The sequence below is a fragment of the Streptococcus mitis genome, assembly GCF_002096815.1.
Classification (GTDB): domain Bacteria; phylum Bacillota; class Bacilli; order Lactobacillales; family Streptococcaceae; genus Streptococcus; species Streptococcus mitis_AD.
This window is the reverse complement of sequence record NZ_NCVJ01000021.1, coordinates 188,923-213,526: the sequence shown is the minus strand read 5'-3', so window position 1 is coordinate 213,526 and position 24,604 is coordinate 188,923. Positions and strand designations below refer to the sequence as shown.

The following is a 24,604-nucleotide window of genomic DNA, read 5'->3' as shown; positions in this document are numbered from 1 at the left end:
GTGGAGGCAAGCTGTTTTATCAATACAATTTTAAGTCACGTGGGTCAACTGGGAAGGTTGGGTTGTATGGGTTGTGACGAAGTTTGAAGTGTTTGACATCTTCAATGGTCTGAGTTCCAGACAATTGCATGACTGTCTTCAATTCCGCATTCAAGTGTTCAAAGACTTGACGCACACCGACACTACCGCCAAGAGCCAGACCATAGATAACAGGGCGGCCAATAGCTACCAAGTCTGCTCCTGAAGCCAAGGCTTTAAAGACGTGTTGACCACGACGAATACCTGAGTCAAAGACGATTGGTACGCGTTTGTCAACTGCTTCTGCTACTTCTTGAAGTGAGTCAAAGGCAGCTGGCCCACCGTCGATTTGACGGCCACCATGGTTGGTTACCCAAATACCAGAAGCTCCTGCAGCAAGTGAACGTTCAACGTCCTCACGGCATTGTGGTCCTTTAACGTAAACTGGTAATCCTGAGTATTCAGCGATAAATTCTACATCTCGTGGAGATAGGCGTTGTTTAGCTGATTTGTAAACAAAGTCCATTGATTTACCAGCACCTTCTGGTAGGTATTCTTCAACAATCGGCATGCCAACTGGGAAGACAAAACCATTACGTTTGTCCACCTCACGATTGCCCCCTACAGTAGCATCTGCTGTCAATACAATCGCTTTATAACCTTCAGCCTTCACACGATCCATGATGTGGCGGTTAATCCCGTCATCTTTACTAAAGTAAAATTGGAACCAGTGAGGTGTCCCTTGAAGGGCTTCCGTAATTTCTGGAAGGTCTACAGTAGAGTAAGAGCTGGTTGTATAGAGGGAACCAAACTCATGCACACCACGCGCAGTAGCCACTTCACCCTGTTCATTTGCTAATTTATGAGCTGCAACAGGCGCCATAATGATTGGTGAAGACAATTTTTCACCTGCAAATTCAATCTCTGTACTTGGATTTTCTACATTGCAAAGCGTATGTGGAACGATGAGTTTGTGATTAAAGGCACGGATATTCTCACGTAAAGTGAAAGTATCTTCCGCCCCACTAGCGATATAGCCAAAGGCTGCTTTAGGGATAACCTGTTGCGCCATTGGTTCCAAATCATAGGTATTGATGAAATCTACATGACCTTCTGCATTGCTTGTTTTGTATGACATAAAATGCCCTCCTTAATAAGTAAGCGTTTACTTTGTATATTACAAAAATATCATAACTCTTTTTTCAAAACTTTTCAAATATTTTGTTTGGAAATTTCATACTTTCAATCATTTTACAGAGATAATTAAAAATGATAAACTTTCTTACGTTATAGAAATTCAAATAATCTTTTCATTTTCTACTATAAAAAAGAAATCAGGTAATCCTAGTGACTACCTGATTTTCTATGTTTTAGGCATTTTGCCAATTTTCTTGGTCTTCTTTAAATCGTTTTAGGAGATCTAAGCCTTCTGGTGTGATGTAACCTTCTTCTTGAGCTAGGTGAATGAGTTCACTGTAGTTAGAAAGTGTTAACAGCTTAACACCAGCATCTGAGAAGTTCTTATCTGCTTTTGGCAATTGGTAGCTGAAAATCGCTACAACTCCAAGAACATCTGCTCCTTCTCGTTTAGCAGCTGCTACAGCTTCAAGAACAGAACCACCAGTTGAAATAAGGTCTTCAACCACTACCATTTTTTGACCTTGAGCTACGCGGCCTTCGATTTGGTTACCAGCTCCGTGGTCTTTTGGTTTGCTACGGATATAGGCAAAAGGCAAGTTCATCTTATCAGCAATGATAGCTCCGTGTGGAATCCCAGCTGTCGCAGTTCCTGCAATCACTTCTACATCTGGAAAGGCTTCTTTGATAGCATCTACAAAGCCATTTTCAATTAGGCTACGAGTTTCTGGATAGGCAAGAGTCACACGATTATCAGTGTAAATCGGTGACTTGATACCAGATGCCCAAGTGAAAGGCTCCTCTGGTTTAAGGTAAACGGCTTGAATTTTCAAGAGGTGGCTAGCGATATCTTTAGCAAGTGTCATGGTCTTCTCCTTTTGTTTTTCTAATCTATTTCTTTAATTCTAGTCTTGGTTCCATTCATCCTTGATAGCATGATAAGCTACAACAGGATCCTCAGCTTGGGTAATGGGACGTCCAACTACGATATAGTCACTGCCGATTTGATAGGCATCAGCAGGTGTCATCACACGTTTTTGATCTCCAACTGCAGCTCCTGCTGGACGAATGCCCGGTGTCAGACAAATAAAATCTGGATTAGTCGCCTGCTTAATGAGTTGCACTTCCTGAGCCGAACAAACCACACCATCCAAGCCCGCTTCAGCTGTCTTCTTGGCATAATGAATGACAGACTTTTGCAGGCTGGTTTGGATATTTTGAAACTCCTGCATCTGGGCTTCTGATGTTGATGTGAGCTGAGTGACAGCAATCAATTTGGCTTGTCTTCCAAGACCTTCACGCGCAGCCTTCATCATCTCCACGCCACCAGCAGCATGAACATTGGTCATATCCACACCAAGCTGAGACAAGACCTTCATGGCTGACTTGACTGTATTGGGAATGTCATGAAGCTTGAGATCCAAAAAGACACTATGACCTTGACCTTTCAAGTAGGACACAATCTCAGGCCCCGTTGCGTAATAAAGCTCCATCCCTACCTTTAGATAAAGGCTTTCTTCCTCTGGAAAATGAGCTAGAAATTCCTTGACCGCCTCAAAACTAGGAAAATCAAGAGCAATTACTGGACGATGTTCTCGCATAGGTTTCTCCTTTTACCTTTGCTAGTGAGAGAGTCTGGCCACAAGAAGCCACGAAAAAAGGAACCTGCCAACAGCAAGGTTCCACGAAAAATGGGTAGTCTCCACCCTTTCACCGTCTAACCTTAGCTGCCTCTCTGGACTGCTTTAAAGGTTTTTTACTATTCTATTATTTCTACTAGTACTTGTCAAGTAAAAACATGGTCACTAAAGAACTATGAGAGAAAAGGTAGACCCTAGCGACGCGATGATCGCTGGGTCGTCTGGTTTCGATTGCTCTCTTCCTCCAGCTTTTTCTTCTCCTCTTCCAGTTTATTCTGCTGTTCTTCCAGTCTTTTCTTCTCTTCCTCTTTTTGTTTCTTCTCAGCTTCCTTGGCCTCTTGTTTGGCCTTTTCCTCAGCCTCCATAATTAATTTATCCGCCACTGTGTAACTGTAAATTCCAGCTTCCATGTCAATCACACTCGGTTCTGACAATTGTGGCTTAATCTTACTGTAATATGGCAGTTTCTTACTCATTTCAGAAAGGGGAACCAAGACTTCGTCCGAATCATTCATAGTCAATCGAATTAAATCTGATGTCACCTTGCTTGGGGCTAGTTCCACCTTTTCGATGGCTGCTTTGAGTTCTGGGCTAATTTGAGCAAGTTCTGAGGTAAAGGTCTTGATTTGTTCGCTGTCATTAAAGAGAACTGATATATAAGTTTCTGGCAGACTCACCAAACTGACCGAACTGGTCTCAAGCTGACCACTTGAAAGAATTGGATAATGATTTTCTCCAGAAACATAGTAGGCCACAATATCATATTCCTTGACCTTGATAGTAAACTTGGTTGGAAATTGATAGACGAGCTGGGCTGATTCAACCCAATAGTTAGACTTGATCTGCTCTTCATATTTTTCCTTATCTAGCAGAAGGTTAATCGTATAATCTGAATCCTGAATGCCTGAAGCCTGTCGAATATCATCAGCTGTAGTTTGCACTGTTCCCTCAACACGAATATCCTTCATGGTCGCATAAGGACTAAGCAAATAAGCAGAGACAACCAATAAAATCAGACTGAGAAACAAAATCGAGATAGCCCGCCAGATATGAACTCCTGGAATTTTCGGTTTGACCGGTTTTTCCTTTACAGGCTTTTTCTCTATTTTTTTATCCCGTTTATCCTCTTTCTCTGTCTTTTTAGACTTTGGTTCTTCTTTGGCTGCTTCTTTTTTGACGTCTTCTGACTCTTCTACTTTTTCTTTGGCATCATCCTTAGCTGTTTTGGGGTCTTTTGGATCAGATTCACTCTCTTGGTCCTCAGTTGCATCTGACTTTTCAGATTTTGAAGCCATTCGTGCTTGTCTTTCCTTTTCCTTCTTCTCAGCTAGGGCCGCCTCTTCTTCAGCCTTCTTTTTTAGATATTCTTGGTTTCGTTTCTGCCATTCTGATAACTCTTTAAATTCTTCGAGGATTTCTTTGCCCTCATTTTTCTTATCTTTTGACATTTACTTTCCTTATGATAAATCTTTTTTCAACAATTGGTAAAAATCTGCTAGAGATTTCAATTCCTTGGAAGCCTTCATCTTAGCTTGGTAATCTTCCTTGTGACTTAGTAAGTGAGAAAGCTTCTCTTCTAAACTATCCAAGGTCAAATCGCTTTCTTGAAGCTCTTCTGCATAGCCTTTTTTTACAAAGTAGGCTGCATTTTCAATTTGGTCACCACGACTTGCCTCACGACCAAGTGGCACTATGACATGTAATTTTGCCATGGCCAAGAGCTCAAAAATCGTATTGGCACCACCTCGTGTCACAACAATATCAGCCAACTCCATCAAGGGTTGATAGAGACCGGTCACGTAGTCAACACGAAAAAGATTTTGGCTCAACTCATTCAGGCTAGAATCTCCAGTTAAATTGATAATATTATAGCGCTCTGTCAGTTCTTTCTTATGGTCTGTCACCAATTGGTTAAAGACACGAGCACCTGCAGAACCGCCGACAAACAGCACTGTTGGCAATTTTGGATTAAAGTGGGTTTGGATATCCACCAATTCATCTGGTTCTGGAGTTTTTTGATCTGAAACCTTGGTCACTGCTCCCACATGCTCGACCTTAGACAAACTTGAAGCTTGTTCAAAGGTTGAATACATCTTCGTCGCAAATTTATAGGCGATTTTATTGGCCAAGCCCATAGACAGGTCCGATTCATGAATAAAGACAGGCACTCCTGACACACGCGCAGCGATAACAGGCGGTACTGAGACAAATCCTCCCTTTGAAAAAAGGGCCTGTGGACGAAGTCGTAACATGATAAAGAGCGATTGGACAATTCCCCATCCAACTTTGAAGACGTCCAGCATATTTTGCCAAGAGAAATAACGACGCAATTTACCAGTCGCAATGGAATGGAAGGTTACATCTAGACCCGACTTGAGGATTTCTTGGTGTTCGATACCACGTTTATCCCCAATATAGTGGACTTCCCAGCCATCTTCGATGAACTTGGGCATTAACAAAAGGTTGAGGGTCACGTGTCCAACCGTCCCACCACCTGTAAAGACAATTTTTTTCATATTATTCCTTTAACTCCGCTACCGTGTCGATAAAGAGGTCGCCACGTACTTCAAAGTTAGCATACATATCCCAGCTGGCATTGGCAGGACTGAGAAGAACTACATCTCCTTGAGTCGCAAGCTCATAGGCCTTGCGGGTCGCATCTGCAATATCAGTCGCATCTACATAAGTCACACCAGCCTTATCTGCTGCCCGTTTGACACGTTCTGCAGACTGACCGAGGATGACCATCTTCTTAAGTCCAGTAATGTCTGGAACCAATTCGTCAAACTCATTACCACGGTCCAAACCACCTGCAATCAAAATGACCTTGCTGTTGTTAAACCCTGACAAGGCTTTTTGAGTAGCCAAGATATTGGTTGACTTACTATCATTATAGAATTTGATACCCTTGATTTCATCCACAAACTGGAGACGGTGTTTGACACCTCCAAAGGCTGAAAGAGTTTCTTTGATGATCTGGTTATCCACACCACGAAGCTTGGCTACAGCAATAGTCGCAAGGGCGTTTTCCACATTGTGGCTACCTGGAACTCCGATTTCATTCGCTGCCATAACAACTTCCCCACGGAAGTAGAGTTGACCATCTTCCAGATAAGCTCCATCAACCTTTTCCAGTGTTGAAAATGGTACAACGGTAGCTTGTGTTTTGCTAGCCAATTCTTTTGCCAAGTCTTGGTTAAAGTTCAAGACAAGAAAATCATCCGCTGTCATCTTGTTCTGGATATTCCATTTGGCTGCTACATATTCCTCAAAAGAACCATGATAATCGATATGAGTTGGCATGAGGTTGGTAATAACCGCAATCTCCGGATGGAATTCTTGAACGCCCATGAGTTGGAAAGAAGAAAGTTCCATGACAAGCGTGTCCTTGTCTGTCGCTGTTTGAGCAACCTGACTGGCAGGATAGCCGATATTTCCTGATAAGAGACCATGTTGTCCAGCAGCAGTCAAAACTTCCCCAATCATAGTCGTTGTGGTTGTTTTACCGTTCGAACCTGTGATACCGATAATTGGCGCTTCTGAAATCAAGTAAGCCAATTCCACCTCAGTCAAGACTGGAATTCCCTTCGCCAAAGCCTTTTCAATCATGGGATTACTGTATGGAATACCTGGATTTTTCACCATGAGGGCAAAGTCTTCATCCAAGAGTTCCAAAGGATGACCGCCTGTGATGACCTTGATCCCTTCTTCCAGCAAACTTTGGGCAGCTGGATTGTCCTCGAATGGTTTCCCGTCATTTACTGTCACAATGGCACCTAGCTTGTCCAACAAACGAGCTGCAGATTCACCAGACTTGGCCAAACCTAAAACAAGGACTTTCTTATTTTTAAATTGATCTATTACTTTCATGTCTCGAACTCCATTTCTACTCTTACTATTTTACCATTTTTATGGAAATAATTCTAAACGAAAATGCTCAGATTCAGCATTCTAACAAGCAAAAAGAGAGCCGAAACTCTCTTCTTTATCTTTTTTTACTTTTATGGACCGACATGAGGGTAATATCTCGCAAGCTAAAGTATGCTAGGAAGAGCATGGCGATTGCGATAAAGAATTCTGTCGGTAGCTGAAAGATTTGCAGAACAGACAACATCAGCAAAATCAAAAGTGCTACGAAAGCAAAGACGACAAGGACGATATTAACTGTCCCTTTAATGCTTTCTGGTGTCGCAAATACATAGAGTAGTAATAAGAGGATTCCTATGATTAAATAAACCATCTTTATCTCTTTCTAGCTCTTATTCAGCTGATTTTTTCTTCTTGTTAGCTTTCTCACGCTCTGCCTTGTTAAGGATTTGTTTACGCAAACGGATAGACTCAGGCGTTACTTCCATGTACTCATCATCGTTCAAGAACTCAAGAGACTCTTCAAGCGTCAAGATACGAGGTGTCTTGATAACAGCTGTTTGGTCCTTAGTAGCTGAACGGACGTTGGTCATTTGTTTTGCCTTAGTGATGTTAACTGTCAAGTCGTTCTCACGAGAGTTTTCACCGATAATCATTCCTTCATAAACCTCAGTACCTGGGTTGACAAAGATCGTACCACGTTCTTCGATAGACATGATTGAGTAAGTTGTAGCCTTACCAGCATCGATAGAAACAAGGGCACCACGGTGACGACCACCAATTTCACCTGGAATCAATGGCAAGTATTGGTCGAAGGTATGGTTCATAATACCGTAACCACGAGTCATTGACAAGAACTCAGTTGAGTATCCGATCAAACCACGCGCTGGAACAAGGAAGACCAAACGAGTTTGACCATTACCAGTTGAAATCATATCCAACATTTCACCCTTACGTTCAGAAAGGCTTTGGATAACAGAACCTTGGTATTCTTCTGGAGTATCGATTTGAACACGTTCAAATGGCTCACATTTGACACCATCGATTTCTTTTACGATAACTTCTGGACGAGATACTTGAAGTTCATAGCCCTCACGACGCATTGTTTCGATAAGGATTGACAAGTGCAATTCTCCACGCCCTGAAACCGTCCATTTATCTGGTGAATCAGTTGGGTCAACACGAAGGGAAACGTCTGTTTGCAATTCGGCCTGCAAGCGTTCTTCTACCTTACGAGAAGTCACCCATTTACCTTCTTTACCAGCAAATGGTGAGTTGTTGACCAAGAAAGTCATTTGAAGAGTTGGCTCATCGATGTGTAGGATTGGAAGAGCTTCAATTGCATCTGTCGGAGTAATGGTTTCGCCGACAAAGATGTCTTCCATACCTGAAACGGCAATCAAGTCACCCGCTTTAGCTTCTTGGATTTCACGACGTTCCAAACCAAAGAAACCAAAGAGTTTTGTAACACGGAAGTTTTTAGTTGTGCCGTCAAGTTTAGAAAGGGTAACTTGGTCCCCAACTTTAACAGTACCACGGAAGACACGACCGATACCGATACGACCAACGAAGTCATTGTAGTCCAAAAGTGATACTTGGAACTGCAAAGGCTCATCTGAGTTATCTACTGGAGCTGGGATATGGTCGATAATCGTGTCAAAGATTGGTGCCATAGTCGCTTCTTGGTCAGCTGGATCATCTGACAATGAAGAAGTTCCGTTGATTGCTGAAGCATACACCACTGGGAAATCAAGCTGGTCGTCATCTGCACCAAGCTCGATGAAGAGTTCCAATACTTCGTCCACTACTTCTGCTGGACGAGCTGATGGTTTATCGATTTTATTGACAACCACGATTGGGACAAGGTCTTGTTCCAAGGCTTTTTTCAATACGAAACGAGTTTGTGGCATTGTTCCTTCGTAGGCATCTACGACCAAGACAACACCGTCAACCATTTTCATGATACGCTCAACTTCTCCACCGAAGTCCGCGTGTCCTGGGGTGTCCATGATGTTGATACGAGTTCCGTTGTAGGCAACAGCTGTATTTTTAGCAAGGATGGTAATTCCACGCTCTTTTTCGATATCGTTTGAGTCCATAGCACGCTCTGCCAATTCAGTACGTGCATCAAGCGTTTCTGATTGTTTCAATAATTCGTCAACGAGGGTTGTTTTACCGTGGTCAACGTGGGCGATAATCGCAATGTTACGGATATCTTCTCTTAATTTTGTCATGATTTCCTCTATAATATTCAAAATTTATTTTCTAACTGAACGATTATACCATATTTTCAAGTAAATAACATAACTCAAGCAAGTGTAAATGTTTTCACTCTGCTTTTCTTTTCACGTCAAGCCTTTTCAAAGTATACAACTTATGATAAGATAGGCACAGTATGCGTTTAGATAATTTATTAGCCCAAGAAAAAATCAGCCGAAAAGCCATGAAACAAGCACTTCTCAAAGGGGAAATTCTAGTCGATGGTTGCCCAGCCCGCTCCCTAGCCCAGAACATCGATACAGGGTTACAGGAACTCCTTTTTCAGGGCCGAATCATTCAAGGTTATGAGCACAGCTATCTCATGCTTCATAAACCTGCTGGTGTCGTGACAGCCAACAAAGACAAGGAACTTCCAACCGTTATGGACCTGCTTCCACCTGACATCCAGTCTGATAAACTCTATGCCGTTGGCCGACTGGACCGAGATACGACTGGACTCCTCCTCTTGACCGACAACGGTCCCTTGGGCTTTCAGCTCCTCCATCCCCAATACCATATTGATAAAACTTATCAAGTTGAGGTTAATGGACTTCTGACACCTGACCATATCCAAGCCTTTCAAAAAGGAATTGTCTTTTTAGATGGCACTGTCTGTAAACCTGCTAGGCTAGAGATTCTATCTGCAAGTCCTTCTTTCAGCCAAGCCTCTATCACCATTTCAGAGGGAAAATTTCATCAAGTTAAGAAAATGTTCCTGTCAGTTGGTGTCAAGGTTGTCTCTCTCAAACGAGTTCAGTTCGGTGACTTTACATTAGCCCCAGAACTAGCAGAAGGGCAATTCCGTCCCTTGAATCCAGAGGAATTGGAAGTCGTTAAAAACTATTTAGAAAAAAGTGGATAAAAGAAAAAAGCTTTATGTTTAAAGCTTTTTTAATCTTCTTTAACTCATGTGTAAGATAATTCCAACAATCCAGTTAAGAGCAGAAAGAACAATCCCTACAATAGCTATAATTTTTTCTGTTTTATAGTCTAGTCCAGATTCTTTTTGAAGTGAGTTAGCAAACAATAAACTGGTAATACCTAAACCAATACCTCCCAACGGAAATAACAAACCAAGAATAATCGACAAGATACCCACAAAAAGTGGATTTTTTTTCTTTTCTTGCATTTTCTAAAAACTCCTTAAACTAAACACAAATGAATAATACCATAAAAATCGGCTTTATCAATTGGGTGAAAAATGTTAGCACTATATTATCCGGTTCTTGAACCGAGAAGAGTGGATAAAACAAAAAAGCTTTTAAAAATAAAGCTTTTTTTGTTAGAATCCTGATTAGTGCATCATTAAGAGGAGTCCTGCAACCCAGTTAATTACAGAAACTACAATTCCTACGATATTTAGAATTCGTTCTGTTTTATAGTCTAATTCAGATTCTTTTTGATGTGAATTAGCCAAGACTAGACCAATGATCCCCAAAACGAGACCTACGATTGGAGATAGCAAACCAAGAACGATAGATAGGATACCTAAAACAAGGGAAGATTTCTTCTTTTCTTTCATATTATAAAACTCCTAAAATTATTACCACTAAATTATATCAAAAGAAATATGTTTTGTCTATATAATACTATACGTTTTTTCATCATATTAATCATAGCATTCTCTCAAAGAAACGTCCACTTGTCTACCCAAAACGGAACTTAGTTTGAGAATTTAGCTTATGTTAATTAGTCTTCACTTTTCCATTCCAAGAATCCAATCCATAAGAAAGAATATAAATCTCAGAGAAACCTTGCTTTTTCAGATAGAGCGCTGCATTTGTGACACGTTGCGCACGTTGATTTTCGTAAAGAAGGACAGGTTTCTCCTTACGAAGGGCTACAAGACTAGTCTTCAACTGACTTGAAGGAATATTGCGTGCACCAAGGATATGTTTTCTGTGAAATTCAGCTGGTTCACGCAAATCAATCAATTGACCCGTACGAATCAAGGCTTCAAACTCCTCATTGTCTACGATTTTAGCCGCACGACGAATACGGAGATAGTTAAAGCCCATCCACGCCAACATTGCTAGTATAAGTGCCAACAAAATCCAAGTAACCATTAGTTCATTTCTCCATTTTTCTCAATATAATCCAATTCTACCTTGTGCTCTCTGCGAAGAACCGCTTCTGCTTCTAGATAGTCTAGTTTGTCCATCAACCCTGCATCGTAAATCCGAGAGAGTTCCAGCTTCATCAGTTCAATATCATATAAGCGTTTTCCCATGTAAACAATAATACCAAATCGTTTGAGGAATTGCTGCACATCATAGAATGTTTTCATAAGACTCATTCTAGCAAAATTTTATGTTTTTTTCAAGAAGAGACTCACACAATGCTCCTGATTTTCCTATCTTCCTTGGCGATTCTGACGCAAGTGTGGTACAATAAAAACATGAGAATTCAACAATTACATTATATTATCAAAATCGTCGAAACTGGCTCCATGAATGAGGCAGCCAAGCAGCTCTTTATCACCCAACCGAGTCTTTCTAATGCTGTTCGAGATTTAGAAAATGAAATGGGTATTGAAATTTTTATTCGTAATCCTAAGGGTATTACCTTGACCCGTGATGGCATGGAGTTCCTCTCTTATGCCCGTCAGGTTGTCGAGCAAACTCAGCTTCTAGAAGAACGCTATAAAAATCCTGTCGCCCACCGTGAACTCTTTAGCGTTTCGTCTCAACACTATGCCTTTGTGGTCAATGCCTTTGTCTCTCTGCTCAAGAAAAGTGATATGGAGAAATATGAGCTCTTTCTTCGTGAAACTCGGACTTGGGAGATTATCGATGACGTCAAGAACTTCCGTAGTGAGGTCGGTGTCCTCTTCTTAAACAGCTACAACCGTGATGTTTTAACCAAAATGCTGGATGACAACCACCTGCTAGCTCACCATCTCTTTACAGCTCAACCTCATATCTTTGTCAGCAAGACCAATCCTCTGGCAAAGAAAGACAAGGTCAAACTAGAAGACTTGGAGAACTTTCCTTACCTCAGCTATGACCAAGGAACTCACAACTCCTTCTACTTTTCAGAAGAGATTCTCTCGCAGGAATACCACAAAAAATCTATTGTAGTCAGCGACCGTGCCACTCTCTTTAACCTCTTGATTGGTTTGGACGGTTATACCATTGCGACAGGAATTTTGAACAGCAACCTCAACGGAGACAATATCGTTTCCATCCCACTGGATATTGATGACCCAATTGAACTGGTCTATATCCAGCATGAAAAAACCAGCTTGTCTAAGATGGGTGAACGCTTTATCGACTATCTACTAGAAGAAGTCCAGTTTGATAGTTGAGAAATCAGCAAAATTTTATTATAATAAGCAAAAAAACAAAAGGAGATAAATATGAAAAAAGTTATACTTGCTAGTGTTGTTTCCCTATCTATTTTAGGATACACTCAAGCAACTGCTCATGCTCAAGAAAATAAAGCAGAGGGAGTACGAGAAAATGTAACAATTCCTCACTCAAGTACTTCAAAAATCGAAAACCAAGAAAAATCGAAAGAGAAGGTTGAAAAAACAGACAATTCTTCTAAAGTTAATGACAAAGAAGAACAAATCGAAAAAAACTCCCGCTAAAGCAGAGGAGAAAGCGGAAGTAAAAAAAGAAGAAAAAAAAGTTGAAAAAGTCAAAGAAGGTTGGCAGGAAGAAAATAATAACTGGCGATTTTATGAACACAATAAACCTGTTATCAACTGGAAAAAAATCCAAGGAAAGTGGTACTACTTCAACAAAGATGGAAATCGACTAAGCAATACAACCTTTGATGGTTATGTATTCAATAAAGATGGAGTGATGGCTGAGAACGGTTGGAACTTCATCAATGGAAAGTGGTACTTTGCTAGTTCTTCAGGAAAAATTTCTCAGAATAAATGGGAAAAAATTGCTGATTCTTGGTATTACTTCGACAAAGATGGAATCATGCTTAGTAATACTACTTTTGACAGCTACTTACTGACCAAAAGTGGTGCTATGGCCACAAACGGCTGGGCAAAAATCGACCAAAATTGGTACTATGCAACATCCTCTGGAAAAATTTCTCAGGACAAGTGGGAGAAAGTCAATGGTTCTTGGTACTACTTTGATAAAAAGGGAATCATGTTGAGCTCAACTACATTTAAGGGCTACCTATTTAATAATAGTGGTGCTATGGCTGAAAATAGCTGGGTAAAAATTAAAGATACCTGGTTCTATGCGAACGCATCTGGAAAATTTGTCCAAAACAAATGGGAAAAAATCAGCGGTTCTTGGTATTCTTTTGCTCAAGATGGAGCTATGTTAGCCGATAAATGGTCGGGAAGCTATTATCTAAAAACCAATGGGGCTATGGCTGATAATGAATGGATATTTGATAAAAATTATAATAGCTGGTTCTTTTTGAAGCATGGTGGAATGTATGCATCAAAAGAATGGATTGGAGCTTATTACCTCAAAGCTGGTGGTTATATGGCTAAAAAAGAGTGGATTTACGACGACACTTATAAGGCCCGCTACTACTTAGATGATAATGGACATTATATTTCCGGAACTTACAAAATTGACGGTAAAGATCATCTGTTCCACAAAAATGGTCAATGGATTTCTGAGGTCTCAAAAGAAGTTGGTTTTGTAAAAGGCCAATACAGTAAAACCATCTTTTTGGATCCTGGACATGGGGGAAGAGACTCAGGTGCATACTATTACAATATCGCTGAAAAAGACCTCAACATGCAGGTGTATCGTAAATTACGCAAAAAGTTAGAAGAACTTGGCTACAAAGTTCTCACTTCACGTGATAGTGATATTGATGTAGATTTTGTTACAGAACGTTCTCGTATGGTTAACAAGACTAACTCTGATATCTTTATTAGTATTCACTTCAATGCGACTGGTAGCGCCTACTCTAGAGCTAGCGGTATTCAAACCTATTCCTATAGTGATGATCCTGATTATCCAAGTAAAATCAACCCATACTGGCATAACCATCCTGACCGTATGAGTGAGAGCAAGCGTCTTGCAGCCGCTATCCACTCTTCATTGTTAGCTGAAACTGGTGCTAAAGATGCTGGTTTATTGGAAAGAAGCTTTGCCGTTCTTCGAGAAACTGCTAAACCAGCCGTCCTCCTAGAGCTAGGTTATATAGATAATTTCGCTGAAAATCAACAGATTCGAGATAGCCACTATCAAGATAAGCTTGTAGCAGGTATCGTGAAAGGAATTCAAAAATATTACGCTGGTAAGTAAAAAAGGGTCTCGAGAAATCTCGAGGCCTTTTCTATTTGTCTTCTTTTGTATCTTTATCAGGAAAGAGGTATCCAATACCAATGCAAGCTAGTACGCCCGCTCCAATTACCAAGCCACTTGAAATTGGCAAAAGGTCTAAAATTGCATTTGCAATGATAAAAGCAATAATTAAACACATCAGACTAGCCTTGTAGTCTTTTTTCAAAAAATTCTCTAGAGTGAAAAAGAGGAACAGTCCTACCGGAATCAGTGACCATAGGTTGACATCCAAACTTGGCCATCCAACAGAAGCAAAATACAAAACCAAAGCTGAAACTAGCAAGAATCCAATACCTAATAATTTTTTCATTTTTATCTCCAATTTCTTTTTTAGGAACTTGAGTTATCTGATATCGACCCTTCACGTCCCTTACAAAAATCATTATAGCAGAGGTCAGTTTCAAGAACAAGTTCTTTTGCCTATCTGGTCTCTATATCAGTCTAAGTGGTTGAAGTGTTAAGATAAAAGAAAAGAAGCCCTAATGAGCTTCTTCATTCTAGCGATTGCAACAGTATTTCTGAACTAAAACAATCGAAAGTTAGATTCTAAACTAGTTTTCTCTAGTTATTATTTTTCTTTTCCTTAGATTCTAGAGAAGTTTTGATTGCTTCGCGTTCAGCCTGTAGTTGAGCTAAATTCTTCTCCTCTTCCTCAAGTTTACTAGTATCTGGCTTTACACGATAATAAACATCTTCTGGTCTTGACAACATCGCTTCATACTGCTGTCCTGCAAACAGTCTATCCTCGTCATGATTGCTTTTATCTGTTAGTTTTCCATCATCACCAGGTTGCATGACAACTCCACTTGGTACGGCAACTACCACAAATCCTCCAGCGACAGAACCTTTAGTATGTGCACTTAGACTTTCAATTTCTTTAAATTTGGAATCTGAACTTCGATTTTTCAGATGAGAGTAACTATTGTCCAATTCAACAGTATATTCAAATTTTTGACCATCTCTAAAGCTAGTTATATAAATTTCACCAGACTCATTAATGACATATTCATTGCCCGACGGTGTACGCCATGTGCCTTTCAAACTAGATAAATCATTATTTCTTAGTGCTTCAATATCCAGTTTTGGAACAGCAGTTTCTTCTTTTAGCTTACTAACAAGTACTTCTGCTTCAGTAATCTTGGTGTCTAAATCAGTCAGTTGATCCTTGAGTTTCTGAATTTTCTCTTGCTTATCTTTATCAGACTCATCTGTTTTTCCTTGGATTGTAGATGTTTGACTTGTTGACTCTTTCGTTGAAGTTACAGACGATACTGGACTTGACTCTTTATTTGCCTTATTAGATGAGAACAAGAAGAGACTTGCTAGGATTGCAACAACCAAAAGACTAATGGCAATGCCAATATAGACTTTTATTTTAAAAAACTTTCTCCTAATTGTAGCTGGAGAAGATCCTTTCACTCCCTTCGAGACAGTTGTTTTAGGATCATTTTCCTCTTCAAAATTTTTCTTAGTCATAGTATTCCTCCCATTTTTCACTATATTTTAAACAAATTCACAAAATTTGTCAGTATCCATGAATGGAAGGATTTTCAAAAGAAAACCAAGCAACTAATCCTAAAATATTGGTATCAATAGAATCATACATTAAACTCTATATCGAGTTTATTAACATAAATTATACCATAATTTTTAAGAATTTTATATATTTTTATAGTCTAACTATGATAATCAAAGGTAGCTATTCTTTCGTATTATTCACTTATATTTATAAAAATTATAATAGGCGTATTTACTTATCATATTGCATATAGACTATACTTAAAATAAATAACCAAAAAGTGATTAAATCAAGATATTATTTCACGCTTGTTAGGATTCAATTTGAGAAAATTAGTCTGTACTTCATCAAATAAATCTTGAGTTTTTACTACAATTGTAAAAGCACAATTTTTAATATATAGTTCGATACCGTATTTTGTGAAATTGGTAAAATTCAAAAAATCTTCTTATCTGTAATAAGAAGATTTTTTGTTATCTAAATGAAGTCCATTAATACATTCTAAAAGAGTATAATTATCAATGTAAACTTAAGAATTAAGTATTAAATAGTAATTGTCAGCAAACTGTTTAACCATCACAGTATCTAATCTCAACACATAAACATCTTTTCTATAGATTTTGTCTTAATCTTGATCTTTTTTCTTCAATCCAAGAAGCGCTCCTACTATAAACAATATTCCAGCAATGAATGGTGTAAGAACTGCTCTAACTGTTCCGGTTTTTGGCAACCTATCAGAATGGTTAGTATCCGACTTACTATCAATGTTAGTATGTTTATTAGCTATGTTCGCTTGTTTATTAAGATAGACTTCCTTCTTATTTTCAAAGTTTTTATCAAGAACTGTAGTTGTAACATCCTTAGTTGAATCAGATTTTTGTGAATGATTTGCTCTTTGTAAGTCCTCTCTTCTATGACTTTGATTTAATTGACTAGGATTTACCTGTGGGTTGTCTTTCTTTTTGGATACATCAAAAGTAGGTTTATTTTCCTCCTCCTTTTTCTCCTCTATTTTCTTGAATACAGGTTTTATAAGGGTATCTTTTGACACATTAATAACATAACCAGCATCTTTTTTCCCTTCGAAACCAGCAATTTCCCAACCATCAAATTGATAGCCTTCTTCTAATTCACCCTTATAGACAGGTAAAATGAAATCTTCTTCCGCCACTATCGTTGAACTCATTTCTTTTCCATTTTGAATGGTCACAGTTACTGTATGAGGTTTTAGTTCGCTTACCTCACCCGTATCTTTGTTTAAAATGAATTCTTTTACGGTTGTATTTCTTGCAAAATCTTTTACAAGAATCTTAATGTTTAGTGTCTTATCTGCTATTTGTTTAATATCATCAAATGATTTGTATTCTTTTCCATTTACATAAATATGTTGTTCTTGAATCTCACCATCGAATCCATTATTTCTTTTATCATTGATATTAAAGACTACAGATTTTCCATTAGCATATTCGATCCTAGTATTTCCCTTAGGATCAATCTTTACTTCTGGTTTAACATTATCATATAAAAATTGATAGTGTACTCCAACCGCTTTCGCATTCAAATCGCTATATCCAGTTCGAAGATAAACATTTCCATCCATGTCTGTTACCTTATCTGGAAATCCATTTGCTTTATAGTCTTTCATTCCCCAGTCCATGATGTCACCGTCTTTAACATTAAGCTTAATGTTAAAATCTCTAGTGTTATCAATGTGTAAATCTCCATAGATTAAATAATTATCTACAACTGATTCATTAACTCTCAACTCCCAGTTGAAACCACCCTTATCAGAAATCTTACCTCTTAAATAGAATTCTGGATTTCGTACATAAATTTTATTAGATTTAGATGGATTAAAGTAGTTCTTGTCCATTGAAAGATTTACTGGTTTTGCATCAATAAATAACGTAGAGCCATCTTCTTTTATAGCTTCTACATTGGATTTATCCTCCCCAGTGTACTCTTTACCATCCTTACCAAATAATACCAATTTAGAAGAATCTGTCACAAGATTTCCATCTTTATCGATTGCTTCCCCTTTATCATTCATTTTAAATGTAAACACTTGATACCTTACAATGTTAAAGCCGTCCAAAGCCGACATTAATACTGATTGAGTACTTCTTCCATCTTCAACATTTCTACTATCAGCATAAATTATTTTTTCTGATAAAACTCTTAGATTAGGATTGGCCTTTTGTATTTTTGCTATATCTTCCTGGCTATAGACTCCATTTCCTTCTAACATGTCCGTTTTTCCAGGATTATAGGTAGTCACTTTTAGTGCATAGCCTTTTCTTAGAATGATGTTATCCTTTAATAGATATTGTTGTTTTTCCGAATCAGAATAGACCTTCCCTGTTTCCATTTCCGTTAAATTGGTTGGTTTATTTTTTGAAAGATCTCCTTCTCCTAATTCTATTACATTCCCATAACTTGATGCATAGGGATATTCTGTTTTAGTTTCCTTATTTTTTTCAGGCATTCTAATATTCGTTTCAGCTTTTATCTGATCATCATCTTTAACAAAGAATCTCATATCTCCTGCAAAAGCTAATCCATCCACAATATCATTAATATTAGCGTATAAATCAAATGTCATCGTTTTTGAGTGGGAATCATACTTAGTCGTTTTGATTTCTATAGATTTATAGTTATTTCCATAATATACCTTGGCATTTTTAGAAACATTACTTATCTTTCCAAGAATTTCAAAGTGTCCATCTTTAGACGGGCTTAGAACACCATAAATTTTTGATTTGATTTCGTCAAGTTTTTCAGTTTCATATTGTAAGGCACTACCATCGTCATACGCAATGATATTTCCCTTATCATCGTATTTATAATCGTATTCTTCTGTCCTCTTACCAGTTTCACTTGTAAAGTCATCAACTTCTCTAAATTTCTTTTTAATGAGTTTCTTCAAGTCTTTACTTTCAAACTCTCTAATTGTTGAAATAGTTTTATGAATAGTCAAGCTAGATTTTTCTTCGATAGACTCTTCATTGTCTTGATGATGTTCTACTTCAGTTGCATCTTTTTTAAGACTATCCTCTTTTCTATTTTCTAAATTTTTAAATTTAGATTCGGCAATCTCGCCAAGCTTTTGGTATTTAGATGAATCTTGATCAGGATCTACTAGATAATAGGAAATCATCCCCTTTTCATCAGCATGATCAGCAAATTTAATTCTATGAATCTTTGTAAAATTACTAGAGCCATCTAGTGCAATGATTTCAATGATTTTTCCTCTTAAATCTCCTGCACCTTTAATTTCATAAATGGTATTTCCGTCTTTGTCAAGTTTTCTATTTCTTCCTTGACCCTCACCTGCATAAGTTACTTCAAGATTTTTCTCAACCTCTCCATCTTCATTAACAAGAGCGGCTCCTGCATACCAAACTTCGTTGGCAATCTCGTCAAATTTTTCAGGATGTTCTTTTTGATCTCTAGCAAATAAAGTTTCATTCTTGTATTGCTCTTTTACCTTGTGATAAGTATCCTTTGTGATCAGCTTAATTTTTTCAGGATTCGAAAAATCAATCGAAACAATCTTAGGGGCTGTGTTATCAATTTTTACAGGAATATAGGAAACCTGCCATGGATAATCTTTAGTTAATCTATATTTAAATTTATAGAAATATTGACCTTCCGCAATCGGTTCAAATTGACCTCTTATCTTAGTAGCAGGATCTTTAGTATCCTTGCTTTCTGGTGCATTTTCTTCTCTACCTCTAGGGTTATAAATGAGTCCATCCCATTTCAAGTCACCCCAAACTTTTAGTTTAGAAGATTTGATTCCCTTTGCATCATTTCTCTTAGAGTTCAAAATTCCTTTAATAAAGTGTTCTCTCGAAATGACTTTTAAGTCGATTTGATTTTCTCCCTCTTTATTTGTATTCACTATTGAAATCAATCCTTCTTCTGCACTTCTTAATACAAGTGGAGAAGGTGTTAATCCTCTCTCAAGTTGAGCATCTTGAGGATTTCCATTTGAATCTAAAGGATAAATTTTAGCAATCTTAGAACCACTTGATGATGGTGCGTTGATCCCTTCGTTATTGAAAGCAAATAATTCTGGATTTTGGTCTAGAGATGTTGTATTTTTATCTTTTCTATTTTGTATAACTCCTGCTGGATTAAATTTATCTATACCATGTTCTCCACCAATCCCCTTATTTAAGGTTCCTGGAATTTTCGGTTTACCATCATCATCATAACCTTCCATTGTTTTTGATTTTGAACCTTCTTCCCAGGCCCATTTATCAAGGATTGGCTCTTTGTTCCAATTTCCAGCAAATCCCATTAGAGGCATCGATAAAGAAGGTTGGAAGTTTATTTTCTTCCCGTTGGAGTTCAGAGCTTCCATTTCTTCCACTGATTCAAAATGAATAAATGATTCTACAAATTTATTTTTGTTTTTAGCCTCCCCAACATTTATAACCGCATTTAAATCAAAGCTAGAATTTGGGCCTATAGTGAAAGTGTCATGCTCAAATGTAATATTTGCTCCTTTGACTTTTTCTGGGTGGATTTCTGGAACAATTTGCTTCCCATCTGGTGATTTTTCGTCTTTATATGTTTCATCCAGTTTGAGTCTGTCAGTTAGAGCATCTGTAGTTACAGTTGATGCTGAAACTTTAAAGGTCAAAGGTCTGTTTGATGTATTGTGAAGCTTAATTGTAAAATATTTTTTATCTCCTTTTATTTCTTTAAGAGAAATAGAACCATAAGAATTTACCAAGCCTTTAGAATCCGTGTTTTTAAAAGTCGCTACAACTTCATTTCTCAATGCATTGGCCACATTAATTAGCCCTGCCCCCTGTTGTCTAGGTGAGGCAAAGTATTGACTTTTTTCTTTCCAAGACGTTGCATCCATCATAGGACGTGCAGTATTTTGTAGGGCTATTTTTGTAAGACTTGTAAGATCTATTTTGTCATCTCCCTTAAGATTTTTCAATACAGGTCTTTCAAGCATTTCCTTTAACTTTGGTCTAATCAAAACAGTAGAAGCTGCCACGATTGGAGTTGCCATACTAGTCCCTGACATATAACCATAAGTTGATTTACCATTAATGACATTGAGAGTGGATTTAATATTTTTACCTGGTGCTGAAACATCCGGTTTTAAAAGTAAATCTGTTCTTGGCCCCCAAGATGTAGACCCTGCTGGGACTATAATATCTTCTTTATACAGTTCTTTGTCGGTGTCAGGTGCAAACTTAAAGTCAATCTCTTTTTCGTCACCTACATTCGGTTTATTAGAATTATAGCTTGCCATATCAATTGGATAGTATTGCTCCAATTTATCTTTAAAATCTTCTTTATTATTTCTTTTAACTTTAGTTTTTTTATCAGGGTTAATCATGTTCCATAACTTTACACCATCATCTCCTGAAATTGAGAAAACTTGACTAGTAGTTCCTTCATCCTCCTCATATCCCATAGCTGGAAGCTCTGTCCAATTATCTCTATTGTAGTAATTTACAGTATTTACAACCATAATGGCGCGTGCGCCCTTATCCGTTGCTCGTTTAAAAGCATTTTTTAAATCCTTTGTATAAATTCTATCCATTACTGCAATTTTGCCCTTAAGATCCAATCCTATCAAATCTTGATCTTGACCTTTGCCTATATATACAAATTTCAATTTACTAGGAGCTTTTGAACCATCTTCGTTTGTTATGATTTTATTCTTATCGAAAAAGGCCCCTATATTTCTGTATTTAAAACTTTCTCCTCCAATCTTAACTTTATCAAACTCAACTGTTTGATTTTTAGCAGAAGCAACTGCTATCGCATCTTCATGTGCTGCAGTTCGTGTTACATTTCCAGTGTCGGTCATTTTCAGATTATTATTTGCCACCAAATCCCATGAAGAACTTGAAGCAGAAGTCGCATAGTTACCTGTAGCTACAACCATTGGAATGCCTGCTTTTCTTAACGCTCTAATAGCTTGCCAATATTTCTCACCTACAAGACCTGTTCCTGTAAAGCCAGATGATACCGAAACAACATCGACATTGTGTTTAATCGAATCTTCAATAGCATGAAACATTGTTTCATCTCCTGCGAAGCCAGATCCTGCGTCAGAGTACATTTTATAAGAGAAGATCTGTGCATTAGGAGCAATTCCATCTATGCCGTTAAAGTTTTTGATATCTTTTTCAGTATCATTTCCTGCAAGAATCCCAGCAATATGCATCCCATGTGGATCAAAATAATCGCTTCCATCATCAGCTTTTTCTACAGTAATTTTACCACCATTATAATAATTGAAAGCATGAGGAATTTTATCACTCAACCAGAAATTTTTATCAGTACCCTTTAAGTCTTCTTTTTTAAATCTCATTGAGTCTTTGGCATCATCATCGATTCTCATAGCCTTATGCCTATAATCTGTCCCCGTATCGATGTTTGAAATAACCATACCCCGACCATCAAAGTTTTTCCCAAATGGTGCATTGATAGATTTTAGGTAATCGATTGCCTCTTCAACTCCAATTTCTTTTCTAGCATGATTCATCATAGGTTGGACTTTTTGTGACCTTTCAACCGATGAAATACCTTCTATTAGTTTAATTTTGTCCAGAGTATCTTTGGTTGTTTCAATAGCGCTACCGTTAAAAATTCTATCATAAGTATATAAAACTTTTGTATTCTTAAGATTTGATAGTTCCTTGATTGCTTTTTCTCCAGATTCTTTATCTTTAAATTCAGCAATATAGACAAGTCTATCTTCTTTTTTGGGATTTTCTGTGTCTTTACTTGCAGACGAGTTTGCATTATCTCCTTTGTATTGATTGGAATCTTCTTTTTTGATTGTTGCTTTTTCATTGTTAGTTTTATTGTCTATCACAGATTCTTTACTAACAACTTCTTTTTCCTCAATAACTGTTGTTTTCTTCTCTTCAGTATCCTTTGAAGTTTCTATAGCATTATGAATATCTTCATGTTTTTCTTTGTTTTCTTTTTGTTTACCTACTACTACTTTTTCTTTATCAGAGATACTTAAAGCATCTTCAGAACTAGATGTATCTGCTAAGACTACCTCATTAGGGACATATGCTGCTAAAATAACTGCAGCTGTGGTTAATGACAATACTGTACTTTTTTTCATTTTAATTCCTTACATATTTATTTAACTTCCAATAGATAGAAAACTTTAACTTTGCTAGCCTTTGTTATAAAAAGTTTTACTAAGTATTATCTAGGAAATAGAGTAGTACATTTATATATAATTGTTAGCTCTCTGAAAAATAGTATATCAATTAAAAAAATTTAAGTCAAGAAAAATTAAGGGGTATTAATTTTATTTTTAATATGTGTTAAAAAAGATATAAAAATTTCGTAGTTAACTGGAATACATTATCAGCACATTCACACCATCAAAAATAATAGCAAGTAAGTTGAAGCACTACCAGAATCACAAAGACAGACATCATTGATGCAATAACAATACTATTAAACAAAATAAATAACCGATAAGAACTAGGCTTAACGGTTATTTTCTACATATCTAATTTTTCAAATCCTCAGTCATATGTTCACCTGTGACCTAGGCTTTACGACTCTCTTGCTCTAGCGACTGAGCTAAATCGGAGATTTCAATTATAGTATAGAAGTCAAGAAATTTTCATCTCCCTTGAATGGCAAATTAAGTGCACCTTTCTTAGATATTTACAAACGGTTTCATTTCTAAACTAATCCATCGCTATCAGGGTGCTTCTTTATATAAATAGCTGCATAAACCGCATCTACTATTACAGCTGGCAGGGTCAAAGTAAATAAAATTCCCAATAAAACACCAAAAGCAATCTGAATATAGCCTGTTAGGAGTGCGGGAATGATTGTTGCCCCAGCAAAAGCTATAGCAAAATTATTCCACCATGTTTTCTTTCTACTTCCTCCTTTTACTTGATTAAAGGCCCAGACTTTCCCCTGATTCTTTGGGATATAGTACCAAGCATAGAGGCCACAAGCAAAGATAAAAAGTAACATCATCAATATTACATAAAATGGAGTGAGAGGGGATTGATATATCTCCTTAGCTCCTATAGAACTACCGTCTGAAATAACTATTAGTAAACAAATAAAATTTGTAACTATCACTAAGCTTAACACTGTAAGGGCTATCAAATAATATGTTAAATTCTTCCATGCGTTTACCAAATAGGGAATAAAAGAAATGATAATACCTAATATATTCACAACACCGCAAAACAAAGAAAGTCCTTTAAAGATGCCTAGATTGTCTTCATAAGTTCCACCCACATACAGAAAACCAGTTAATGCTAAAGCAATCCATGGATATAATTTAATATAACCTAAACTGACACCATGTGTGATCAAAGGACCATGGTATCTTTCTTTTTCTATATCAGTAATCTTTGCTTTATTTTTTCTATTTTTCTTTACCATCAACTCCACTCCTATCGTTTGCAAGCCTTCACCAATTTCATATATATTTTATGAAGGCATCCTTAGCTGCATCTGTTACAGAGAAAGGATAACTCTTAAAATAAACTGGGATATCTATAAAACATTTCCAGCATATCCTCTATAAGCTCCTAACATGAAGGATATACTTTTTGACAAATCTGTTCGTCTGCTACATTTCCCAACCCACTCAATACATGCAGTAGATAAATTTTTAATCCTTAGTTCTCTTTTGTAAAAATAACGGAAAAAGAAAAATACAAATGAACAGAGTAATAAAAGTGCAAATAGCAACAAAAAATAAAGCTTCAAATCTGTCATATAGTTCTCCTACTTCATCTGAATATCTGATATACTTAGGTTCACTTCTTCTACTTCAACAATACTAACGTCTGACATCTATACCTCATCTCTCTAACAAATAAGCAAGTACTACAATAGCGTAGGTC

General features: G+C 37.4%; 19 protein-coding genes and 1 pseudogene. 3 read left to right on the top strand and 17 right to left on the bottom strand.

The genetic code is table 11. The features are described 5' to 3' along the window. Positions 1-19: 19 nt before the first annotated feature. The 8 genes from lctO to typA form a co-directional block, all read right to left on the bottom strand. Positions 20-1,156, bottom strand: a complete 1,137-nt coding sequence (gene lctO / locus B7696_RS07730; RefSeq protein WP_000120723.1) for an L-lactate oxidase — start codon at positions 1,154-1,156, stop codon at positions 20-22. Positions 1,157-1,388: 232 nt separating this feature from the next. Continuing rightward, complete coding sequence (pyrE, locus tag B7696_RS07725; protein WP_084863074.1) at positions 1,389-2,021, bottom strand: orotate phosphoribosyltransferase; 633 nt, start codon at positions 2,019-2,021, stop codon at positions 1,389-1,391. A 39-nt stretch (positions 2,022-2,060) separates the two neighbouring features. Then, entirely contained in the window at positions 2,061-2,756 is a 696-nt protein-coding gene (gene pyrF / locus B7696_RS07720) for an orotidine-5'-phosphate decarboxylase (protein WP_084863072.1), read from the bottom strand. A 233-nt stretch (positions 2,757-2,989) separates the two neighbouring features. Next, positions 2,990-4,243 (bottom strand): cell division protein FtsQ/DivIB, encoded by a 1,254-nt coding sequence (locus tag B7696_RS07715; RefSeq protein ID WP_084863070.1) that lies wholly within the window; start codon positions 4,241-4,243, stop codon positions 2,990-2,992. A 9-nt stretch (positions 4,244-4,252) separates the two neighbouring features. Then, positions 4,253-5,311 carry a UDP-N-acetylglucosamine--N-acetylmuramyl-(pentapeptide) pyrophosphoryl-undecaprenol N-acetylglucosamine transferase gene (locus tag B7696_RS07710; RefSeq protein ID WP_084863068.1) on the bottom strand — a complete coding sequence of 353 codons (1,059 nt, stop codon included), beginning with the start codon at positions 5,309-5,311 and terminating at the stop codon, positions 4,253-4,255. Position 5,312: 1 nt separating this feature from the next. Further along, positions 5,313-6,665 (bottom strand): UDP-N-acetylmuramoyl-L-alanine--D-glutamate ligase, encoded by a 1,353-nt coding sequence (murD, locus tag B7696_RS07705; RefSeq protein WP_084863066.1) that lies wholly within the window; start codon positions 6,663-6,665, stop codon positions 5,313-5,315. A gap of 115 nt (positions 6,666-6,780) precedes the next feature. Beyond that, complete coding sequence (locus B7696_RS07700; RefSeq protein WP_020903498.1) at positions 6,781-7,035, bottom strand: DUF3165 family protein; 255 nt, start codon at positions 7,033-7,035, stop codon at positions 6,781-6,783. Between the two features lie 19 nt (positions 7,036-7,054). Further along, positions 7,055-8,896: a translational GTPase TypA gene (typA, locus tag B7696_RS07695; protein WP_000164108.1), complete on the bottom strand. Its 1,842-nt coding sequence runs from the start codon at positions 8,894-8,896 to the stop codon at positions 7,055-7,057. Positions 8,897-9,057: 161 nt separating this feature from the next. Between typA and B7696_RS07690 the strand changes: the two genes are divergently transcribed. Then, on the top strand, positions 9,058-9,783 hold the full coding sequence (locus B7696_RS07690) for a 16S rRNA pseudouridine(516) synthase (RefSeq protein ID WP_084863065.1): 726 nt from the start codon (positions 9,058-9,060) through the stop codon (positions 9,781-9,783). A gap of 39 nt (positions 9,784-9,822) precedes the next feature. Here the strand turns inward: B7696_RS07690 and B7696_RS07685 are convergent, their stop codons facing one another. From B7696_RS07685 to B7696_RS07670, 4 genes are all read right to left on the bottom strand, one after another. Next, positions 9,823-10,050: a hypothetical protein gene (locus B7696_RS07685; RefSeq protein ID WP_084863064.1), complete on the bottom strand. Its 228-nt coding sequence runs from the start codon at positions 10,048-10,050 to the stop codon at positions 9,823-9,825. Between the two features lie 165 nt (positions 10,051-10,215). Then, positions 10,216-10,443, bottom strand: coding sequence for a hypothetical protein (locus B7696_RS07680; protein WP_049492311.1), 228 nt, complete (start codon positions 10,441-10,443; stop codon positions 10,216-10,218). Between the two features lie 163 nt (positions 10,444-10,606). Then, entirely contained in the window at positions 10,607-10,987 is a 381-nt protein-coding gene (locus B7696_RS07675; protein WP_084863062.1) for a rhodanese-like domain-containing protein, read from the bottom strand. After that, positions 10,987-11,217, bottom strand: a complete 231-nt coding sequence (locus B7696_RS07670; RefSeq protein ID WP_070528059.1) for a YqgQ family protein — start codon at positions 11,215-11,217, stop codon at positions 10,987-10,989. Before B7696_RS07670 ends, B7696_RS07675 begins: the two co-directional genes overlap by 1 nt. Before the next feature lie 102 nt (positions 11,218-11,319). On the opposite strand from B7696_RS07670, the gene B7696_RS07665 reads away from it, so the two are divergent. Together B7696_RS07665 and B7696_RS07655 are read left to right on the top strand one after the other, a co-directional pair. After that, positions 11,320-12,228 carry a LysR family transcriptional regulator gene (locus B7696_RS07665; protein WP_049487917.1) on the top strand — a complete coding sequence of 303 codons (909 nt, stop codon included), beginning with the start codon at positions 11,320-11,322 and terminating at the stop codon, positions 12,226-12,228. Between the two features lie 51 nt (positions 12,229-12,279). Next, positions 12,280-14,158: pseudogene (locus B7696_RS07655) on the top strand (N-acetylmuramoyl-L-alanine amidase). A 31-nt stretch (positions 14,159-14,189) separates the two neighbouring features. Here B7696_RS07655 and B7696_RS07650 read toward each other — a convergent pair. The 5 genes from B7696_RS07650 to B7696_RS10580 all read right to left on the bottom strand — a co-directional run bounded on the left by B7696_RS07650 (position 14,190) and on the right by B7696_RS10580 (position 24,476). After that, complete coding sequence (locus B7696_RS07650) at positions 14,190-14,507, bottom strand: hypothetical protein (protein ID WP_020902037.1); 318 nt, start codon at positions 14,505-14,507, stop codon at positions 14,190-14,192. A 251-nt stretch (positions 14,508-14,758) separates the two neighbouring features. Continuing rightward, on the bottom strand, positions 14,759-15,673 hold the full coding sequence (locus tag B7696_RS07645) for a DUF6287 domain-containing protein (RefSeq protein ID WP_020902038.1): 915 nt from the start codon (positions 15,671-15,673) through the stop codon (positions 14,759-14,761). 668 nt (positions 15,674-16,341) lie between these two features. Continuing rightward, positions 16,342-22,836 carry a S8 family serine peptidase gene (locus tag B7696_RS07640; protein WP_084863058.1) on the bottom strand — a complete coding sequence of 2,165 codons (6,495 nt, stop codon included), beginning with the start codon at positions 22,834-22,836 and terminating at the stop codon, positions 16,342-16,344. Positions 22,837-23,414: 578 nt separating this feature from the next. Beyond that, a complete protein-coding gene (locus B7696_RS07635) occupies positions 23,415-24,137 on the bottom strand; it encodes a hypothetical protein (protein WP_020902041.1) in 723 nt (240 codons plus the stop codon). Positions 24,138-24,251: 114 nt separating this feature from the next. Then, on the bottom strand, positions 24,252-24,476 hold the full coding sequence (locus B7696_RS10580) for a hypothetical protein (RefSeq protein ID WP_020902042.1): 225 nt from the start codon (positions 24,474-24,476) through the stop codon (positions 24,252-24,254). Between the last annotated feature and the right edge of the window lie 128 nt (positions 24,477-24,604).

Bases quoted from the DNA above. Each gene is read 5' to 3' on its own strand.
- lctO (WP_000120723.1), bottom strand. From the start codon at position 1,156: ATGTCATACAAAACAAGCAATGCAGAAGGTCATGTAGATTTCATCAAT.
- pyrE (WP_084863074.1), bottom strand. From the start codon at position 2,021: ATGACACTTGCTAAAGATATCGCTAGCCACCTCTTGAAAATTCAAGCC.
- pyrF (WP_084863072.1), bottom strand. From the start codon at position 2,756: ATGCGAGAACATCGTCCAGTAATTGCTCTTGATTTTCCTAGTTTTGAG.
- B7696_RS07715 (WP_084863070.1), bottom strand. From the start codon at position 4,243: ATGTCAAAAGATAAGAAAAATGAGGGCAAAGAAATCCTCGAAGAATTT.
- B7696_RS07710 (WP_084863068.1), bottom strand. From the start codon at position 5,311: ATGAAAAAAATTGTCTTTACAGGTGGTGGGACGGTTGGACACGTGACC.
- murD (WP_084863066.1), bottom strand. From the start codon at position 6,665: ATGAAAGTAATAGATCAATTTAAAAATAAGAAAGTCCTTGTTTTAGGT.
- B7696_RS07700 (WP_020903498.1), bottom strand. From the start codon at position 7,035: ATGGTTTATTTAATCATAGGAATCCTCTTATTACTACTCTATGTATTT.
- typA (WP_000164108.1), bottom strand. From the start codon at position 8,896: ATGACAAAATTAAGAGAAGATATCCGTAACATTGCGATTATCGCCCAC.
- B7696_RS07690 (WP_084863065.1), top strand. From the start codon at position 9,058: ATGCGTTTAGATAATTTATTAGCCCAAGAAAAAATCAGCCGAAAAGCC.
- B7696_RS07685 (WP_084863064.1), bottom strand. From the start codon at position 10,050: ATGCAAGAAAAGAAAAAAAATCCACTTTTTGTGGGTATCTTGTCGATT.
- B7696_RS07680 (WP_049492311.1), bottom strand. From the start codon at position 10,443: ATGAAAGAAAAGAAGAAATCTTCCCTTGTTTTAGGTATCCTATCTATC.
- B7696_RS07675 (WP_084863062.1), bottom strand. From the start codon at position 10,987: ATGGTTACTTGGATTTTGTTGGCACTTATACTAGCAATGTTGGCGTGG.
- B7696_RS07670 (WP_070528059.1), bottom strand. From the start codon at position 11,217: ATGAGTCTTATGAAAACATTCTATGATGTGCAGCAATTCCTCAAACGA.
- B7696_RS07665 (WP_049487917.1), top strand. From the start codon at position 11,320: ATGAGAATTCAACAATTACATTATATTATCAAAATCGTCGAAACTGGC.
- B7696_RS07650 (WP_020902037.1), bottom strand. From the start codon at position 14,507: ATGAAAAAATTATTAGGTATTGGATTCTTGCTAGTTTCAGCTTTGGTT.
- B7696_RS07645 (WP_020902038.1), bottom strand. From the start codon at position 15,673: ATGACTAAGAAAAATTTTGAAGAGGAAAATGATCCTAAAACAACTGTC.
- B7696_RS07640 (WP_084863058.1), bottom strand. From the start codon at position 22,836: ATGAAAAAAAGTACAGTATTGTCATTAACCACAGCTGCAGTTATTTTA.
- B7696_RS07635 (WP_020902041.1), bottom strand. From the start codon at position 24,137: ATGGTAAAGAAAAATAGAAAAAATAAAGCAAAGATTACTGATATAGAA.
- B7696_RS10580 (WP_020902042.1), bottom strand. From the start codon at position 24,476: ATGACAGATTTGAAGCTTTATTTTTTGTTGCTATTTGCACTTTTATTA.